The organism is Pseudomonas sp. UBA5568 (assembly GCF_002425525.1).
Lineage (GTDB): Bacteria > Pseudomonadota > Gammaproteobacteria > Pseudomonadales > Pseudomonadaceae > Aquipseudomonas > Aquipseudomonas fulva.
This window is the reverse complement of sequence record NZ_DIMK01000059.1, coordinates 1-18,608: the sequence shown is the minus strand read 5'-3', so window position 1 is coordinate 18,608 and position 18,608 is coordinate 1. Positions and strand designations below refer to the sequence as shown.

10 protein-coding genes, 1 other RNA gene and 2 pseudogenes are annotated in these 18,608 nt (G+C 53.9%); 5 read left to right on the top strand and 8 right to left on the bottom strand.

Going from position 1 to position 18,608, the window contains the following annotated elements:
* Positions 1 to 9: 9 nt before the first annotated feature.
* The 3 genes from B2S33_RS19875 to pglX are packed head-to-tail and all read left to right on the top strand — an operon-like array spanning position 10 to position 6,032.
* Positions 10 to 1,746, top strand: a complete 1,737-nt coding sequence (locus B2S33_RS19875; protein WP_288650939.1) for a DUF262 domain-containing protein — start codon at positions 10 to 12, stop codon at positions 1,744 to 1,746.
* A gap of 24 nt (positions 1,747 to 1,770) precedes the next feature.
* Complete coding sequence (locus B2S33_RS19870; RefSeq protein ID WP_288650937.1) at positions 1,771 to 2,400, top strand: hypothetical protein; 630 nt, start codon at positions 1,771 to 1,773, stop codon at positions 2,398 to 2,400.
* Positions 2,397 to 6,032 carry a BREX-1 system adenine-specific DNA-methyltransferase PglX gene (pglX, locus tag B2S33_RS19865; protein WP_288650936.1) on the top strand — a complete coding sequence of 1,212 codons (3,636 nt, stop codon included), beginning with the start codon at positions 2,397 to 2,399 and terminating at the stop codon, positions 6,030 to 6,032. The genes B2S33_RS19870 and pglX overlap by 4 nt, the downstream gene beginning before the upstream one ends.
* Positions 6,033 to 6,230: 198 nt before the next feature.
* Here the strand turns inward: pglX and B2S33_RS19860 are convergent.
* A pseudogene (locus B2S33_RS19860) lies at positions 6,231 to 7,050 on the bottom strand (IS5 family transposase).
* A gap of 241 nt (positions 7,051 to 7,291) precedes the next feature.
* On the opposite strand from B2S33_RS19860, the gene pglZ reads away from it, so the two are divergent.
* Entirely contained in the window at positions 7,292 to 9,913 is a 2,622-nt protein-coding gene (pglZ, locus tag B2S33_RS19855; RefSeq protein WP_288650935.1) for a BREX-1 system phosphatase PglZ type A, read from the top strand.
* The gene (gene brxL / locus B2S33_RS19850) at positions 9,897 to 11,951 is read left to right on the top strand and encodes a protease Lon-related BREX system protein BrxL (RefSeq protein ID WP_288650934.1); all 2,055 of its coding nucleotides are present in this window, start codon (positions 9,897 to 9,899) and stop codon (positions 11,949 to 11,951) included. Before pglZ ends, brxL begins: the two co-directional genes overlap by 17 nt.
* 299 nt (positions 11,952 to 12,250) lie before the next feature.
* On the opposite strand, the gene B2S33_RS19845 is transcribed toward brxL, so the two are convergent.
* The 7 genes and pseudogenes from B2S33_RS19845 to B2S33_RS19815 form a co-directional block, all read right to left on the bottom strand.
* Complete coding sequence (locus B2S33_RS19845) at positions 12,251 to 12,523, bottom strand: hypothetical protein (RefSeq protein ID WP_288650933.1); 273 nt, start codon at positions 12,521 to 12,523, stop codon at positions 12,251 to 12,253.
* Positions 12,520 to 13,500, bottom strand: a complete 981-nt coding sequence (locus B2S33_RS19840) for an integrase domain-containing protein (protein WP_288650932.1) — start codon at positions 13,498 to 13,500, stop codon at positions 12,520 to 12,522. The genes B2S33_RS19845 and B2S33_RS19840 overlap by 4 nt, the downstream gene beginning before the upstream one ends.
* Positions 13,478 to 13,837, bottom strand: a complete 360-nt coding sequence (locus tag B2S33_RS19835) for a hypothetical protein (protein WP_288650931.1) — start codon at positions 13,835 to 13,837, stop codon at positions 13,478 to 13,480. The genes B2S33_RS19840 and B2S33_RS19835 overlap by 23 nt, the downstream gene beginning before the upstream one ends.
* Complete coding sequence (locus B2S33_RS19830) at positions 13,821 to 15,218, bottom strand: YfjI family protein (RefSeq protein ID WP_288650930.1); 1,398 nt, start codon at positions 15,216 to 15,218, stop codon at positions 13,821 to 13,823. The genes B2S33_RS19835 and B2S33_RS19830 overlap by 17 nt, the downstream gene beginning before the upstream one ends.
* A 965-nt stretch (positions 15,219 to 16,183) precedes the next feature.
* Positions 16,184 to 17,439: pseudogene (locus tag B2S33_RS19825) on the bottom strand (integrase domain-containing protein).
* A 188-nt stretch (positions 17,440 to 17,627) separates the two neighbouring features.
* Positions 17,628 to 18,019: a transfer-messenger RNA gene (ssrA, locus tag B2S33_RS19820) on the bottom strand.
* Positions 18,020 to 18,117: 98 nt separating this feature from the next.
* Entirely contained in the window at positions 18,118 to 18,411 is a 294-nt protein-coding gene (locus B2S33_RS19815) for a hypothetical protein (RefSeq protein ID WP_027915439.1), read from the bottom strand.
* Positions 18,412 to 18,608 lie beyond the last annotated feature (197 nt).

Sequence of the window (18,608 nt, the reverse complement as noted above, 5' to 3'; positions counted from 1 at the left end):
GGAACAGTCATGTATAAGCCAGGCGGCACGATCAAGCAGCTATTGGATAAGATAGCCTCACAGGAGTACATCCTGCCGGCGATCCAGCGTGAGTTCGTTTGGTGGCCAGAGCAGATATGCCGCTTGTTCGACAGCCTGTTGCAGGGCTATCCCTTCGGCACCTTCCTGTTCTGGCGTATAGCTCCGGAGAAGCGCCAGGAGTACCAGTTCTACGACTTCGTCCGTGATTACCATGAGCGCGACAACTATCACTGCGCGCTATTGAAAATCCTCCCTGAGCGGGATCTGGTTGCGGTGCTAGACGGCCAGCAGCGCATGACCGCGCTAAACATTGGCCTGCGAGGCTCCTATGCCTGGAAATTGCCAGGCAAATGGTGGTCGAGCAATGATGCCTTTCCAATCTGTTATCTCTACCTGGATCTGCTGGGCGAGCCGGACGCTGAAACTGGCTCTGAGTATCGCTTTGAGTTTCTCACTGAGACCAGGACGGAGTTAACAGGTGAGGGCCAGCTGTGGCTTCGCGTCAGTCGTACTTTGATAGAGAGCGAGGATGATTTGCTCGATAGCTTGGACGAGCTTGATCTCAGCCTATATCAGCACAAGCAAGCGAAGAAGGTACTGCGACACCTTTACCGCACAGTTCACCACAAAGAAATCATCAATTACTACGAAGAGACCGAACAAGATCTTGAACGTGTCTTGAATATCTTCATTCGTATGAACAGCGGCGGCACGCCGCTTTCGTACTCGGATCTTCTGCTTTCCATCGCTGTGGCGCAGTGGTCGAAGCTCGATGCCCGGCAGGAGATTCATCAGCTAGTCGACCAGATGAACAAAGAGGGTGACCAGTTTAACTTTAGTAAAGATCTGGTGCTCAAGGCCGGCTTGATGCTGTCGGATATCGGCAGTGTTGGCTTCAAGGTAGAAAACTTCAACAAGGCCAATATGGTGCTGCTGGAGGAAAACTGGCCTCGCATTCGTGAGGCCTTGCTTTTGTCTACTCGCTTGCTTGCCAGCTTTGGCTTCAATAGCCAGAACCTGCGCGCCGACAGTTCCCTGTTGCCCATCGCGTACTACCTATTTGTAAGCCAGCCTGGTGAGGGCTACTTGTCTCGCACTGAGTACGCGCAAGATCGCGAGAATGTGCGCAAGTGGCTGATTCGCAGCCTTCTTAAGGCCTCGGGTATCTGGGGCAGTGGTCTGGACACCCTTTTGACTGCTTTACGTGATCAGGTTCGTACCCATGCACTGAGGGGCTTCCCGGTAGCCCAAATCGAAAGCGTGATGTCTTCGCGTGGCAAGACGCTGTCTTTCACGGAAGAGGAACTGGATGAGTTGGTCGAGCTGCCCTATAGCGACAAGCGTACCTTTGCACTGCTCTCGTTGATCTTTCCAGGCTTCGACCTGTCTAGACACTTCCACGTAGATCATATCTATCCGCAGGCTCGTTTTACCAAGCCTCAGCTGCATAAAGCGGGCATCCCAGAGGATCTAGTACCTGAAGTGGCCGATAAGTCCAACCGGCTTGCCAACCTCCAGTTGCTTGAAGGCAGCATCAACAACCAAAAGCGCCAGAAGATGCCGCATGAATGGTACGCCCAGTTCAAGCCTGATGCTATTGCTCGCCAGCACTACCTCGCTGGCCTGGAAATTGCTGATCTTCCGGAATCGCTGTGTGACTTTCTAGTGTTCTATGAGCAGCGTCGCAAAGCGCTCAGGGGGAGAATCGTTTCAGCCCTTCAGTAGCCATATTTGCCTAGGAGAAATGCCATGGGCATGGAAGAGCCAATCAAGGAAGCCGAGTGGCAGCGGGTGCTTAAGGAGGTGAAAGTAACTTACACCTCCCACCTGGAACAATACAGCTACCAGAAGTACCCGGCTCATGAGTACGAGGGCTTCAAGAGGGCTTTCTCGACGTTGGCGGAGAAAGTAGATCTCTCTGCGGCGCTGCTGTGGAAATGGGGGCACTGGGGAAAGGAAAACTTCCCCTCAAAGCAGAAACTCTTGATCAGCGAGATCGAGAGCCTTTGGCCGTCTTTCCGACGTTGGGCGTTGTCTGTAGGTGATCAGCTCACTCCAAAAAACACTTTTCAATGGTGGGATAAACGCCTTGGCAGGCTGCGGTATATCACTTGCGCCTACCTGACCCACCTGATCCATCCGCTACAGGTTCCGATCATTGATCAGCACAACTTTCGTGCGATGAATCATTTGCGACGCACTTTATCCGCTAAGAAAAAACCTTCTAACTGGAGCGATATCGTCCAGCTCAAGCTCTTCCTGAGAGAGGTGAGTGAACGGTATCAGCGCCCTGATAGTGAATTCGATAAATACCTAATGATGTATGGCCGTGCGCTTAAAGCGCGCAAGGCCTGGTCGTCCCGTAAGGAACAGGCATGAACCGCTCTGCACTTAAGAAATACGCCCCACAGGCCCGTCTCGACTTTATCAAGGCCGTCACCCTGCGTGCTCGTCGCCTCGGGCTTGACCCGGAATTTCCCGCCAACGTTGAACAAACAGGCGATGTACTGCTGATTGGCGGTCAGCCGTTCCCGGCCAGTGTTGCCAAACAGCGATCTGAGCTGTCTCGACGTATTCAGCAGCAAGGTTTTGACGTTGTAGTTGAGGCCCTAGCCTACACTTGGTTCAACCGCCTGGTGGCCATTCGCTTTATGGAGCTCAAGGGCTATCTAAGTCACGGATATCGTGTACTCAGCCATCCGGAGGGACAGCAGCCGGAAATCCTCGAACACGCTCATCACCTCGATCTGCCCGGATTGGACAAGGAAGAGACTATTCGTCTGAAAACCGCCGGTAATCAAGACGAAGCACTGTATCGCGAGATCCTCCTTGCCCAGTGTCACGAGCTTCACCGTAATATGCCGTTCCTATTTGAAGCGCTGGACGATGCCACCGAGCTGCTGCTCCCGGATAACCTCCTGCGCACCGACTCGCTGATTGCCCGCCTGGTCGGTGATATCGCAGAAGGTGACTGGCAAGAGGTTGAGGTGATTGGCTGGCTTTACCAGTTTTATATCAGCGAAAAGAAGGCCGAGGTAATCGGTAAGGTGGTCAAGAGCGAGGACATTCCCGCTGCTACCCAGCTGTTTACCCCTAACTGGATCGTTCAGTACTTAGTGCAGAATAGCCTCGGTCGTCTCTGGCTGATGGCCAACCCAGGCTCCAGTCTGAAAGAGAAAATGCCTTACTACATCGAGCCCGCTGAGCAAACGTCGGAGGTACAAGCTCAGCTCGATGCATTGATCAAAGTACGTATGGATGAGGATGGTGGCACGCTCAATCCTGAGTCGCTGACAGTACTCGACCCAGCCTGTGGTTCCGGCCATATTCTGGTAGAGGCCTACAACCTGTTACGAGCTATCTATGAAGAGCGGGGCTACCGCTTGCGAGAGATTCCTCGACTGATACTGCAAAAAAACCTGTATGGCCTGGATATCGATGATCGAGCTGCTCAGCTTGCTGCTTTTGCCTTGCTGATGAAGGCTCGTGAGGATGATCGCCGGCTATTCGATGAGGAAGGAAGTCCGCCACATCTCAATGTGATTGCCATTCAGCAAAGCGTTGGTTTACCTGATGAGGAAGTAGCACGAGTTATTCTGAATGCCGCTATTCAGATCGAAGGAGGGGATGCGTTCCACTCAGGGCAACTATTCGGTGGTGGGGGATTGGAGACACAGCATAGCTCGGGATTGACCGTGCTCGACCTGCGCCAGCTGATTAAGATGTTTGAGCATGGCAAGACCTTTGGTTCGCTGATCAGCACGCCGGATACTCTTAAGGCTAAATTGAGCAGAATTATTGACCTGCTCGCTATAGTGCGGAGCAATGGTGATGAATTGTCCCGCAATTATGCAGGGCAAGTACTGGATCAATTCGCTAGACCTGCCTGTTTTCTTGCGCTTAAATATGATGCTGTTGTGGCAAATCCTCCTTACATGGGCGGAAAAGGAATGATTCCGGCTGTTAAGGAGTTTGCCAGAAAAAACTTTCCGGATAGTAAGTCGGATCTGTTCGCCATGTTTATAGAGCGGGGTTTTGGCTGGTGTAATCCCATGGGGTTCAATAGCATGGTGGCCATGCAGAGCTGGATGTTCCTCTCGTCATATGAAAAATTTAGGGAGAAACTTCTTGGTGCGCATACTTTAAGCTGTTTAATGCATTTGCCATATGATGGCAAAAGCCCGACCGCAATGGGGATTAACTTCGGATTGGGAGCATTTTTGGCCCAGGGCGCACATGTAGAGGGTTATAAGTCATCATTTGATTGTTTTAGGTATTTTGAACTTATGGATGATGGGTATCCGAAAAAATTCCCTAGCAAAAATGAGAGGAATATCTGCTCTTTGCCTGACGAATTCAAGAGGATTCCTGGAAGTCCAATTGCTTATTGGGTGCCCGAGTCTGTAAGGGTTGCATATGGAAGAAGTTTGCCTGTGTCGAAATATGCTGTGGCAAAGCAAGGGTTGGCTACGGCTGATAATAATAATTTTTTGAGGCAATGGTACGAGGTAGATTTTTCTAAGATCGGTTTCGGTGTTCCCTCTATAGAGGAGGCAGAAGTATCTGGTAAAAAATTCTTCCCGTACAACAAGGGTGGAGAGTTTTGTAAGTGGTATGGCAATCAGCTTTATGTTGTTAATTGGGAGAACAATGGTCATGAGATTCGGAATTTTTCGGATGAAAATGGGAATATCCGTTCTCGCCCACAAAACACGCAGTGTTATTTTAAGCCCTCGGTAAGCTGGTCTGATGTCACTTCTGGCATTGCAAGCTTCAGGTATTTTCCAAAGGGTTTTATATATGATATTACTGGGATGTCTGCCCAGAGTGATGATGAGGAAAATTTGTTTAGAGTTCTCGCTTACTGTAATTCTAAATTGATTCAGTGGGTAACAAAGACAGTTAATCCTACAATGCATTTTCAAATTGGTAACTATTCATCGTTGCCTGTGATTGAAGCCGCCTTTAGGTTGATCGATACCGATTTGGTGCGCGAGGCTATAACTATAACAAAAAATAATTGTGAGTTTTATGAGGTTAGCTGGGGCTTTGGCGTAAGTCCAATTGTGAGCAATTTGAGTTCAACTTTTAAGATTCAGGATTCTTGGGTGGAGTGGCGCGATAAGCTTATTTGGGCTAAGGAAAGGGTTAAGGCTATTGAGGAGGGGAATAATAAAAACATAATTAACGAGTTTGGTCTCGCTGATGAGATCAGCTTCGAGGTGGAAGATGATCATATTACTCTTTCGGTTGCGGATCGTGAATCTGATTCAAGTGACTTAATATCATATGCTGTCGGGTGTATGATGGGGCGGTACAGTCTCGATGAGCCTGGATTGATATATGCCCAGAGTGGTAATATCGGTTTCGATCCTACGCGCTACACCAAATTCCAAGCGGATGTTGATGGCATTATTCCCGTCACCGACGAATCATGGTTTGAGGACGATGCTGCTGAACGAGTACGTGAGTTCGTCAAGGTGATCTGGGGCGTTGATACGCTTGTAGAAAACATGGAGTGGTTGGCTGATAGTCTAGGCCGCAAGGCAGGTGAGTCATCTGACGAGGTCACTCGCCGCTACCTGTCTACCAATTTCTACAAAGATCACCTGCAAACCTACAAGAAACGCCCGATATACTGGCTGTTCTCCAGTGGCAAGCAAAAGGCTTTCGAGTGCATAGTCTACCTGCATCGCTATAATGAGGGCACGCTTTCGCGCATGCGCATGGAGTACGTTGTGCCGCTGCAAAGCCGGATGCAGGCCCGGATCGATAAGCTTACCGATGACATTAACAGCGCCACCGGTAGCGCTCAGCAAAAAAACCTGCAAAAGCGCAAAGACAAGCTCACCAAACAGCTCGAAGAGCTTCGCCGCTTTGACGAAAATCTGCGCCCCTACGCCGACCAACGTATCACCCTCGACCTGGATGATGGCGTCAGGATCAACTATGGGAAATTTGGTAATCTACTTGCTGAAGTCAAGGCAGTTACTGGCAGTAAAGAAGAATAGTCAACCGATACTGCGCGTATTTATCGGAGCTGCGATATATAACCCAGCGAATTTTTCTCAAATAAAGTTTCGCTGGTTGTGAAAAAGTTTTATTTGCCCGCAAAAGGTCGGCGTTCATTCAGTATTTGGAGGATCGTAGCAGCTGGTAATTGCCCCTTCTGTTCATGCTTTGTTCAGAGGGGCGTTTAGCACATGGAACTAGGCTCTGTACGAAGAGAGATTTCGCAAACACCGCATGGAGCAAGCCAATGAGGCCATGGCTTAATAGCTTTTCACGAGCTTGTCGAAGCGTATCCCGGTGCTGCGGTTCTCCTTAAGCCAGCCAAGCATGCGCTCGATAATGTTGCGGTGTCGGTATTTGGGCCGATCAAACAGCTTGGGTAAGATAGGCTTGGGTTTGCGTTTCATTGAGCGCAGCGGGATGGCGGGTTGCATTCGGGATTGGTTTCATTAGCGCCGGAGTGCTTCGGCGTCGTGACCCTTGCCGGCAAGCAGCCACTTACAGCGCTTGCCCGGGAGGCTACTTTGGCTCGATGGAGTGCTGACCTCTTCCAACAGGGGGAGCGTAGCTGATGTCACTGGCTTGACCGCCAGAGAGGAGGAAGCGCAACGGTGTCCCGTTGGCACCACAAAGTATGCGGATCTTGGCTGTCAGACCACCGCAACTGCGGCATAGAGCAAGATCGGCAGGTTCGTTAGGGCCCTTTTTTGGGAGCGCCAGGCGAGGCTCGGGTTGTGCGTACTGCGGTTGAGCCGGTCATCCAGGTTTTCAGATCGATCAAGCCCTTCGCATTCAAACTCAGGTGCACGCGTTTGAGTATCTGATCGAATTTCCTCGGCTTAGCCAGCCCTGAAATCGTTGATACACCGTGGACCATGGATCAAAGCGCTCTGGCATTTCTCGCCACGCAGCAACCGAGCGGAGTACCCAGAACGCGCCATCGAGCATCACGCGATCGCTCAGGCGCGGCCGCCCTCGACCATGCGTTCGATAAAGAGATCGGACACCACAACCTATGCCTCGTCCGAGCGTTTGTAACACTTTGCCATCACAGAATTCCTTTCCGTCGATGGAGGGCTCTACAAAATCTCAGCGCTCGGGGGCGGCGATTGGGTTTATCGGGATTTCATACGCAGCCTAGATGAGTAGGCAGCGTATACTATAGCCATATCATGACCATTTCTTAATCTAGAAACTCTATATGATTCGGGGCTTGATGCGCCTTTTCAGTTTTTTATACCGCTGGGGGCGGTGATTGATGTCTGAGCTATCCGCACAACTCGCCAGGATCATCGATGGCCTGCAGCAGCAGTTCGCAGCCAGCCGTGTGGTGTGGTGGGAGGATCCGCAGAGCGAATTCAGTGAGACCCTGGACACCCTGGTATTGGAAAATGTGCAAATTTTACGCCGGTCGGTGATGCCGGCGCTTGCGATCAAGCAGCAGGTTGAGTTGCAGAGTCCTTTTGGTCGTTTTCTGATTTACGAGGACAGTGTTCGACCTGAACCAGAGCAGGATTGGTTGCTGGATATCCGCCTGTATGCAGCGCCATTCGCAGCAGATCGGACGTCCATGCTTTTGCAGGAGCTGGGACTGCGCAAACAGAGTTTGCGAGAGCACCTGAAGCTGCGTAGTGCGTTCTTCGCGAGTAGGGATCGGGTTACCAAGATTCAGCGACTGCTCAATCCGGATGATGATGAGGGGGCGCTAGATCTGAAGATCCTTGCGGTACTGGCGAAGGTTGAGCAGTCTGAATTGTTTGCGGTGCTCACGGCTATTTTCGCTATCTTGGCCGAGGCTGAGGAGCTGGAAACCAATTCGCTGTGGGAATCGATCAGCAAGTTCGATGTGCAACCGGTGTTCTGGCAACTGATGTCGCAGGCATTCGGCTACCACCATGGTGAGCCTTCCCTGCGCCATTTCCTGGTGCGTTTGTTCGCCTCTGACATCGGACATGCCTTACATACCCATGCCCCGACCAACCTCAAGGCCCTTCAGCTCAACCCTGCACGCGCTGCCAATGTTTCGGTCTTCTTGTCGCAGTGGCGCGACAGCACCTTGCGTCAGCGAGCATATGATCGTTTGTCGAAGCGGGTTGCGGCGGACTTGCGCGCGACAGAATTGCTGGCTCAGGTGCCTTTGGAAGCGCTGATGGCCGTCAGTACCTTTGTTGATGTTGAGCGTCAGATTGCCGAGCGGTTACGAGATGCCGTACTTACTAATACCAGCGAGGTGGTTGGCCTTAAGTTGCGGGAAATGGCCAGCCGGCGCATGGAGGGTTACTGGGCCAATCCTCGCTGGCCGGACAACGAGGACGCTAACCGTTCGGTTTGGTACGCCTACTACCGCTCGCTGATTGCAGCATCTGAACTGTTCGAGCTAAAGCTGCGTTACGCCGGTGGATTTTCTTTTGCTTCCGCTGAGGCCTGCTACAACGCCTATACCAGTGAGCTTTATCGTTTCGATCAGCTCTACCGCATGTATCACGAAGCCGCTGATGCTGTGTATGCCCGTAGTCCAGACGCCTTGTCGCCGTTGACTTCCCGAGTTGAGCAGGATTACTTAAACGGCTTCCTGCAACCACTGGCTCAGAAGTGGGGCAGCTTCGTTGATGGGGGCCTTCTGCAGCAGTGGCAATTGTCTGATGTACCCAATCAACAAAACTTCTATGCCGAGCAGGTGGATCGCTATCTGAAAGGTGGCGAGGATCGCCGGGTGTTCGTGGTGATCAGCGATGCACTGCGCTATGAGGTTGCTAAGGAGTTGAGCGAGTCGCTCAACGGTAAGTATCGGTTCGCTGCAGAGTTGAGTAGCCAGCTGGGGGTGCTGCCGTCCTACACCAAGCTCGGTATGGCAAGCCTTCTGCCGCACAAGACTCTGAGTTACACCGATGCGGGGTTGGTGCAAGTGGATGGGCTGAGCAGTGATGGTTTGGAGGCTCGCAGCAAGATCCTGGCCAGAGTGAGTGGCTGCGCCCTGCGTGCCGAAGACTTCCTTACGATGAACAAGACTGATGGGCGAGAACTGATCAAGCCATATCGTGTCATCTACATCTATCACAACAAGATTGATGCCGTTGGTGACACCGCTAGCACTGAAAGCAGCACCTTCAATGCTTGTCGCGATGCTATTGAGGAGTTGGAGTCCATCGTCAGTCGTATCATCAATAACCTCAACGGTCACCGGGTGGTGATTACCGCGGATCACGGCTTTTTGTTCCAGGATTCAGCGCTTGAGGCTTTAGACAAGAGCAAGCTGCTCACCAAGCCCTCTGGAGCTGTGATTTCAAAGAAGCGCTATCTGATTGGTCGAAATCTGGGTATCAGCGAGCAGGTGCATGCTGGCTACATTAGGGACACCGGAGGCATTAGCGATGACATGATGTTCTGGTCTCCACGCGGGGTGAACCGTTTCCATTTCGTCGGCGGCGCACGCTTTATCCACGGTGGCGCTGCGTTGCAGGAAGTGGCTGTACCAGTTCTCAAAGTGCAACAGGTCCGCGGTCAGAAAGCCAAAGATACGGCGGTGCGCAAGGCGCAGGTCACGGTGTTGGGTAACAACTTCACCATTACCACCAATCGCTATGGATTCAACCTGTTGCAGACGGAGGCTGTCTCCGAGCGGGTGCTGCCGGTAGTGCTGCGGGTAGGGCTATATGATGATGATGGTGAGGCTGTTTCTGCCGTGGAGTTGGTTTCCCTGGACAGCGACTCGCAAAATCTAGACCAGCGCCAACGGAAGATCATTCTGACGCTATTGAACCGACCGTTTTCCTCTAGCGAGCGCTACTTCTTAAGGTTGCTTGACGCCGAAACCGACGTTGAGCAGTTCCGAATTGATGTCCGTATTAACCTGGCGATTAGCAATGACTTTGACTTCTGATTGCGGCAACCTTGATCTGGATCTCGACGCGCTGCTGAACCGGTTCTTTACCGGTAAGGTAGTGCGCAAGGATCTGACCAAGCGTTTAAAGGAAGGCATCAACGTACCGGTGTACGTGCTTGAGTACCTGCTCGGCATGTATTGCGCCTCGGATAACGAGGAGGTCATTGCCGATGGCTTGGAGACCGTTAAGCGCATCCTTGCTGAAAACTACGTTCGCCCTGACGAGGCGGAAAAGGTTAAGTCGAAGATCCGTGAGCGCGGTAGTTTCAAAATCATCGACAAGGTCTCAGTCAGTCTGAATGAGCGACGGGACATCTACCAGGCGCTTTTCATGAACTTGGGCGTCAAAGACGCCGAGATCCCCAGTCGCTTCATCAAGGAGTTCGAGAAGCTCCTTGCAGGTGGTATCTGGTGCATCGTGACTCTGAACTATTTCTTCGAGGAAGGGGCCAAAGGTTCACCCTTCACAGTGCACGATCTCAAGCCCATCCAGATGCCAAACATGGATATGGATGCATTGCTAGAGGCGCGCAAGGCGTTCAGTGAAAACGAGTGGATTGATGTGTTGTTGCGCTCAACGGGCATGGAACCAGCCCATTTCAATGACCGCACGAAGTGGCATCTGCTCACTCGAATGATTGCCTTCGTCGAAAACAACTACAACTGCTGCGAGCTTGGCCCCCGGGGGACAGGTAAGAGCCACATTTACAAGGAAGTCAGCCCGAACAGCATCCTGGTTTCTGGCGGGCAGACCACCGTTGCCAACCTCTTTTACAACATGTCGCGCAGACAAGTCGGGCTGGTCGGAATGTGGGATGTGGTTGCCTTCGATGAGGTGGCAGGTATCTCGTTCAAAGACAAGGACGGCGTACAGATCATGAAGGACTATATGGCTTCAGGTTCCTTCGCCCGTGGACGTGACTCCATCTCTGCGTCTGCGAGTATGATGTTTGTTGGCAACATCAACCAACCGGTGGACACCTTGGTCAAGACCAGCCACCTGCTGGCACCGTTTCCAACCGCGATGATCGACTCTGCATTTTTTGACCGTTTCCATGCCTATATTCCTGGCTGGGAGGTGCCGAAGATGCGCCCTGAATTTTTCACCAATCGCTACGGGCTGATCACCGACTATTTAGCCGAGTTTATGCGCGAGATACGCAAACGAAACTTTGCCGATGCGATTGACCGCTTCTTCAAGCTGGGAAACAATCTAAACCAGCGTGACACGATTGCTGTACGTCGAACGGTGTCAGGTTTGCTCAAACTCTTGTATCCGAGTGCTGACTACGATCGTGAGGCTGTGCGTCGTTGCCTTGAGTATGCTTTGGAGGCCCGCCGCCGTGTGAAAGAGCAACTGAAGAAAATCGGTGGGATGGAGTTCTTTGATGTACACTTTTCGTATATTAACGCCGATACTCTGGAGGAGACTTTCATTAGCGTGCCGGAGCAGGGTGGTGGTGGTCTGATCCCTGAAGGGCAGGGCAAACCAGGCGTAATGCACTTAGTGTCGACTGGTGGCAACGGACATTTGGGGCTCTACCGGCTGGAAACCCAGATCACTGCTGGCAGCGGCAAACTGAATATGTCCGGTCTCGGTAGCAGCTCGACCGCAAAGGAGGCCTTGAAGGTCGCGTTTGACTATTTTAAGGCCAACATTACTCGGGTCAGCGCCGCTGCCAAGGTCGGTGATCATGACTACCACCTCCATGTAGTGGAGTTGCATAATACAGGTGCTCCGAAGGCTCTGACCCTCGCAGGCTTCGTTGCATACTGCTCTGCTTTGATGCAGCGACCACTCCAGGCGCAGTTGGTCGTATTAGGTGATATGAGCCTGGGAGGGAGTGTGGTGCCGGTGGAAAACCTAGCTGAATGTATGCAGGTTGCATTCGATGCCGGGGCAAAGCGGATCCTACTTCCAATGGCCAGTGTAACTGACATTCCGACTATCCCTGGTGAGCTATTCGCGAAATTTCAAACCAGTTTCTACAGTGATCCGGTGGATGCAGCATTCAAAGCGATTGGCGTTAACTAATATTTACCTCTGAGTAATTTTGTCACGGAGGTGCCTCCCCCCCCTCTCACAATTGAATGGTGGGTGAGTAGTTCAGTTAAAAGCTTATGGAGACGTGCCAGTGCACCTTTTAGATTTTTCTGTTCAGATTGGCATACCCTTAATAGCAGTTATACCGCGTTATGAAGTGGGCCGGAGTACGCGCATATGTTGCACATGGAAAATTAGGAGTAATGCTATGGGTATGAGATGCTCACCTAGTGAGTATGAGCCCTGTGAGTGAGCATAAATCAACACAGGTATCCCAGTTGTATAGTGTTTCAGCGCAACAGCTTGTAGTTATTCATCCGCTTGCAGATCAGTAGAGTAGTAAGTCGATAGTAATACCGCGTGGAGGCCGAGTGTTCTTTTAGCTTGACCCGAAAGTACCAGTCAACATGCTTTGCTCGCCAAGTCCACGGGCTATCGTTACACCATCGCTGCTTAATGGCCATTTGCATTATTCGGGCCTGCCGTAGATGTCGTTGTTGGGTGCTATTCGAACCGGTCAATACACCGCTGAGGAAGAGCGTCATATCAAACTGTTTACTCATGATCGGCCACCAATATAGGCGGAAACCACATCAATCCGGTTATGCCCGAGTTCATTACTTATCTGCAGGCGGGAGTGGCGATCAAGTTTGCGGTTGGCTTGGTAGCATTGTCCGCCATTGATTGGAGGGGCGTGGCCTGTGAGCTGTTCGTAACGGTCGCAGGCATAAGCTGCACGTAATTCATGGAAGCCCTTCAGCCCGTAGGCATGCAATATTTCACGGGCGGGCAGCACCGTCCGTTGCAGAAACACGGCGTAGCTTTCGTCTCGGTCCAGTAGGTTGCGGCTGCCGGCTGGCGACACTTCATCTGCCAACATTAGAGCTGTGCTGACTTGTTCATTGGCGGTAATCCAACGCGGCGCCGATGCTCCTGAGCGACCGCCTTTGGTGCCGTCCTGGATATTGATACGGCCCAAGTGTTTAGCCTCGTGGTGCAAGCGAGGCAGGTCCGCAAGGATCGCTTCACGCAGGCGCATACCGGTAGTCCGCGCCAACATGACAATCGCGGCCACCCGCTCGTGCTTCTGTTCAACCAGCGCCTGCAGCAATCGCTGCAACTGTTTTTGGTCCTGGCCATCCGGCGTATGCATACGTATTGTGCAACGCTGCTGCCCCAATGCCTGACTCGGACTGATGATTCTCACATCCTGATCACCGCGCAGAGCAGCGAGGGTGCGGTTAACGCTGCTCAGGCGGTTTTGCGCGGTGGCGATGCACAGTTCGCCTTGCTGGATCTGCTGGCGCAGGTATGCGACGTAATCCTCCAACGTCTGTCGATCAATCTGACGTGCATCGTTGTAACCGGGGCCGTCCTCCGATCGGCACCAGCGCACGAAGGCTTGCCAGCGATCGCTGTGTGCTTTGACGGTGGCGAAGTGGCCGCCGGCAAACAGATCTTCCAGTGCCTGCCGACCGGCGTAGCTCAGTTGGCGACCGTAGCCAAAATTGCGACCATCACGCCGACCGACCAGCGCCATTGTCTTCACCTTGATCGTTGGTCTGTAGGAGCAGCAACAGGGCTTTCCAGTACGGGCTGATGGTGTCCAACTGTCCCCAGTGCGCTGGGCGGATGAGGAGGGCATTTTCGCTGCGTTGCAGCAAAGCCCCTTCTTTTTGCAACTGCTCGATAAGCCGAGCGAGGTCGGTTGACTCAGAGGTTGGAGCGGCGACAGCGGCGACACTGGCGACAACCCCCGCCGCATCTGGATTGGCACGTGGCGGCAAAGTGGTGGCAGTGGCGGCGACACACCGTAACTCGGTCGGCGAGCGATGTTGCGCTCGATAGCGGCGCACGGCGTCATTTAGTCGGAACATGGCGCACCTCGAATATGTCCCCGTCATTGTCCAGCCAGTTATGGGCAACCAGTTGCAGCAATAGCTCGAAGGTGTGCCGCGTGCTTTTACGGGCAAAGCGGGGGCCGTTGCGCGTAAGGTCGCGCAGGCGAAACGGTGACCAGTTCTTCTTTATCAACCAGCGCAGCAGGCAATCAGCCTCTGCGCGAAGCTTATTCAGTGGTTCCTGTTCAGTCAGGCGTTGGTTCTCGGCCAGGTAGTAATCCATCAGCGTGGAGGCGCGCTGAATGTGCATGTCTTCCAATACAGTCGATTCCTCAACCACCGCCATCACACCAGCCATGCGTAGAACGTTCGCGGCGGCCTTTCCGGCAGCAGCTTGCACGTTGACCAGCTCGCCGAATTCCCCAGACTCGCATTCAATGGTGTCGTGAATGGCAATCCATGCTTCACGGGCGCGGGGGCTTAATTCCAGAGTTACAGGGTTGAGGCCGCCGTCTTTATGGCGTGACCAAGGCTTCTGCATGAGCGCGGCAATGCGCTGCTGGTACAGGTGCACCTTTGGATCTCGGGTCAGGTCGATGGCTTTGTACAGCCGTTGTCCAACCAGACGCTCGGGCCAACTGATGAGGCAGCGCCCCAGGATGCCTTGGTCTTTGATATCTGCGTCCTGAAGCAAGCGGTCGGCCAGGCGGGGTTGCAGCATCAAGTGCATGCTGAGACGGCGGTCATAGGCACGCAGACTTTCCCCTGCCATCGCGCGCGACCGATCAATCGGGCTGCCGTCCCACAGCGTCGACAAGTGAGTGATCGCCTTGATCATGTTGTCCTTGCTCATGGTGCTGCCGCCTAAAAACTGCCCGCCCTCATCGCTGAACAGCCCCATGCTGGGCAAGCCGTGGCACAGGCTTTTGACCAGGCCCTCAATGGTCGGCTCAGCAGTCAGCAGTCTTGGTTGGACAGGTTCAGGTTGCGCGTCCAGCGCTAGCTGTGCTGACTTTTTCGAGGTCGGTGACTTCGTGGGGAGGCTCATTGCAGCTCGGTGCGCCTTGAGCTGTTCGCCATAGGCAATCCACTGCTGTCTTTCCCAGTCGCGTACGGCCTGAAGCGCAATATGGTCCACCGCGCTTTTGCGATCACCCGAGCAAGCCACCGTCAGCAAGTACAGCGACAACGGATAAATTCGGCCGTCGAGGTGAACATTGGCGTGCGCCTGGCTTGCCAAAGCTGCCGTGGCTAGAACAGATTGCGCGGCCATGGCGCAGGGCACGCCGATCACATCGGCCATGCGCTCTACGGCCGGGCCCAAAAGATCGCCCAGCGCCGCGACCGGGTAGGGTAGAGGCGTTATATGCTGTTCCAACAAGGGGCGTGGTGGGCCTTGTACTTCGCGCAGTTGCATAGCCGTCCTCCATAAATTACCGATCTCTCCCTCACGTCATCCCGCCAAGAATGCTGAGTGTTATCAGGGATCAAGGCCCCTGCGACCTGTGAGGGTGTCCACTGACGCGGGACTGGCGGCTCCTTACGACCAGGAGCAAGGGCATCTCCATGATCTGGCCTCCTGAGCACCGATAGCGGTGGGCGGGTGGAGGCTGCATTGGCTGACGAGACCAGTGCCGCGAGATCCTGAGCCATGTGCAAGCAGCAATGCGATGACCGGGGCATGCCTGACTGTCAGTCAGGTGCAGTCCATTCCTTGGTCTGCGGCACCATCATCTACAGCGCTGTTGCTGGTGACATCGGCGTTTGTCACGCCGATTGTCACGAGGGGAATTGCCGCAAAGCCCTGTGCGATGAGGGCTGCAGCAGTGGTAGGAGCGCCCGTCTCTTTTCTGGAAAAAGAGACGGGCGAACGGTTGGCGCAAAACGTTGGCCGAGCAGGTTCGTTGCTGCAGGGCTAAAGGGTTAGCGGGCAGCCGCACTAGGCGGATTGTTTAGAGGGCGTCCATCATTCTGGCGAATGACCGTGCGAGCCTCCGGGCGCGAATCGCACTTTGGGATGAACCACCGGGTGAGCGGCATGACCTTGAAGGCTCTGGTCATCTGGGGTGCTGCCTAAGGCAGCGCTTTGAATCTTCGTTCTATCGGTCACCGCGGCATGGGTCAATTGGTGAAGGGCATATGGAAATGCGCCAGATTTCACCTCTGGCGTGCTTTGGAAGTCGGTGGGTGTCAGTGGCAAAGTGGCCGTTTGTCGCTTTTCTAGTGTTAGCCCGTGAGCATGGGGATGCGAAGCCTCCCCATGCTCACGGGCTTAGCCGGAGAAGCCAAAATAGAGGCGAGTTGGCGACTGTCGCCATCCGCTCAAACGGCAAGGATGTAGATGGCACGCGGTCTGTCGCCAGTGTCGCCGTTGTCGCCGCCCTATCGGATAGGTACTACGTTCCGATCCCTAGCCACATTCATCGCGCTGGCCGAGAGATTGCCCGTCGACGCCTTCAGAATGTACTCGCTCCACCAAGCCATCATCGGCCGTCGTCGCTCGATGTAGTCGGCTCGGTTGTAGGCACTGCGCACCTCATCCTTGTCGACGTGCGCCAGCGCCACTTCGATGAGCTCCGGGTCCCACCCATGTTCATTCAATATGGTGCTGGCCATCGAGCGCATACCGTGGCTGACCAAGCGGTCTTGGAAGCCCATGCGTTTCAACGCCATGTTGGCGGTCTGGCTATTGGCATGAGTACGAGGGTTTCGATCTGACGGGAAGACGTATTCCCGATGACCACTGTGGGACTTCAGTATCTCCAGCAATGACATGGCTTGATCGCTCAACGGGATGCTGTGCGGCCGGCGCTTCTTCATCCGCTCCGGCGGGATGGTCCAGACACGCCTTTCAAAGTCGATGTCTGCCCAACGAGTAGTCGCAGCCTCGGCAGGACGAGTCATGGTGTGCAACTGCCACTCGATCAGGCAGGGGTCGTGCGCTTGATGCTGGCGTTCGCAATTTCCAGCATGAGCTCAGGGAGCTCCTCGGGCGGTAGCGCCGCCATGTTTTCTTTCTTCGGCTTCTTGAATACCGCCCGAATCCCACTGAGCGGGTTCGCGAAAATCATTCCCGAATTGACCCCGTAGGTCATGATCTCGTTGAGGCGCTGGCTAAGCCGCTTTACGGTTTCCAAGCTGCCCTTGGCTTCGGTGGGCCGAAGAATTTTTATCACCATCGGTGCGCTGACTTCCGAGATCGGAGTCGATTTCATGCTCGGAAAAACGTGCAGCGTGAGTGAGCGCCAGATGTCCTCAGCATAGGCCGGCGTGACCGAGTCCTTTTTCAGCTCGAACCAGGCGGTAGCTACTTTCTCGAACGTATGTTCCGTCTCGGCTAGTTTGGCCTGTGCGAGATCATTGCGCTGAGCTTTCGGGTCGATCCCCTGCGCAAGTACTTCCCTAGCTTCAACCGCTTTCCGCCGAGCTTGCGCCAGGGAGACCTCGGGATAGGAGCCGAGCGCCATGTTGATTCGGTTCTTGGTGACCGGATGCCTGTAGTTGAAATTCCACTGCATCGAGCGGTTGACCCGGACTCGGAGCTGGAGGCCGTCGCCATCCGTGAGGACATAATCCTTGTCTTTGGGCTTGACCGCCTTGAGCTGGCGGTCGGAGAGACGAGCTGTTTGAGCGCACATGGGATGAGCTCCATGACACCTTTTGGTATTCCCAAGATTAGCCCTAGGTAGGCTGGAATACCACGGGGAATACCGGGATGGCTGGAACTCAAAAAACCGTTGTGGCCCTCAAAAGAGCAGTAAACCCTTGATTTCACTGACTTCCAGGCACAAAAAAAGACGTCCATGGACGCCTTCCTTCGTTAATTTGGTGGAGCCGGGGGGATTTGAACCCCCGTCCGCCAGTACTCCGCTGTCGGTACTACATGCTTAGCCGTGTCTACTGAGTTAATCCGCAGCCGCCCGACGGGCAGGGTGCTTTGGACGAGTTGGGTAAGTTTTAGTCGCTTTGCCCCCAACGTGCTACACGACGATCCTGTTCTGTATGACAATCACTTCGGGTTTACAGGCATCCCCTGGTGATTGCTGGAGCCGAAGCTACCAGGAGAGCGGGCTCAGCTGCTTACGCAGCGAGAGCGTAGCCCTCGTAGTTTTCGTCATTGGCAACTATAGAAAGTTGCAACAGTGGATTTACGAGTTCTGTTACCAACTCGGCATGCACCTAGAGTTTCGCTACCGGCGTCGAATCCTAATCGGCCCCACACTAGCTCTAAGCTAACGCACCTTACGGCACGTGAACCGGAGTATACGGCATTGCGCGGGCGGCGTCGACAGCTGAGCGCTCACCCGCGCGATGCATCAGGCGCCGCCGCTGCTCGAGCCGCTGCCTTTGTTGGTGTTTTGCAGCGTGGTCAGGGCTTTTTGAGTGATTGCAATGCACTCCTTGTCATTGCCTTTTGCCTGGGCAGCTTTGGCCTTGGTCACTTCATCATCGATTTGCGTTTTGAGGCCTTCCGAGGTGGCTCCGGCGGTGGCCATGGTGTCGTTGATTTCCTGCAGGTTCAGGGCGCACAGGTCTTTTTCGGCAGCGAAGGCCGGCGAAGCGAGCAGGGTAGCGGCCGCGAACAGGGCCGAAAGCGCGGTACCTTTCATGGGAGTCTCCTCTGTGGCCTCTGGTAGGTGGGCCTGTAAAGGTGGACTGTGCCGTTTGGCTGACAGTTCCGTTTTGATGGTGGCGGGATGGCATGAGGGTTTGTGGCGGGATGTTGCTGGAGAGCAGAGTGGGAAGGGGCCGCTTTGCGGCCCATCACGGCCGGTCCGGCGCCCCGGCGAGGCCGCTTGTGTCTTGA

What these genes read in the sequence shown, in the direction of transcription:
- pglZ (WP_288650935.1), top strand. Translation starts at nt 7,292, where the DNA reads ATGTCTGAGCTATCCGCACAACTCGCCAGGATCATCGATGGCCTGCAG.
- pglX (WP_288650936.1), top strand. Translation starts at nt 2,397, where the DNA reads ATGAACCGCTCTGCACTTAAGAAATACGCCCCACAGGCCCGTCTCGAC.
- B2S33_RS19815 (WP_027915439.1), bottom strand. Translation starts at nt 18,411, where the DNA reads ATGAAAGGTACCGCGCTTTCGGCCCTGTTCGCGGCCGCTACCCTGCTC.
- B2S33_RS19840 (WP_288650932.1), bottom strand. Translation starts at nt 13,500, where the DNA reads ATGGCGCTGGTCGGTCGGCGTGATGGTCGCAATTTTGGCTACGGTCGC.
- B2S33_RS19830 (WP_288650930.1), bottom strand. Translation starts at nt 15,218, where the DNA reads ATGCAACTGCGCGAAGTACAAGGCCCACCACGCCCCTTGTTGGAACAG.
- B2S33_RS19870 (WP_288650937.1), top strand. Translation starts at nt 1,771, where the DNA reads ATGGGCATGGAAGAGCCAATCAAGGAAGCCGAGTGGCAGCGGGTGCTT.
- B2S33_RS19845 (WP_288650933.1), bottom strand. Translation starts at nt 12,523, where the DNA reads ATGAGTAAACAGTTTGATATGACGCTCTTCCTCAGCGGTGTATTGACC.
- B2S33_RS19875 (WP_288650939.1), top strand. Translation starts at nt 10, where the DNA reads ATGTATAAGCCAGGCGGCACGATCAAGCAGCTATTGGATAAGATAGCC.
- brxL (WP_288650934.1), top strand. Translation starts at nt 9,897, where the DNA reads ATGACTTTGACTTCTGATTGCGGCAACCTTGATCTGGATCTCGACGCG.
- B2S33_RS19835 (WP_288650931.1), bottom strand. Translation starts at nt 13,837, where the DNA reads ATGTTCCGACTAAATGACGCCGTGCGCCGCTATCGAGCGCAACATCGC.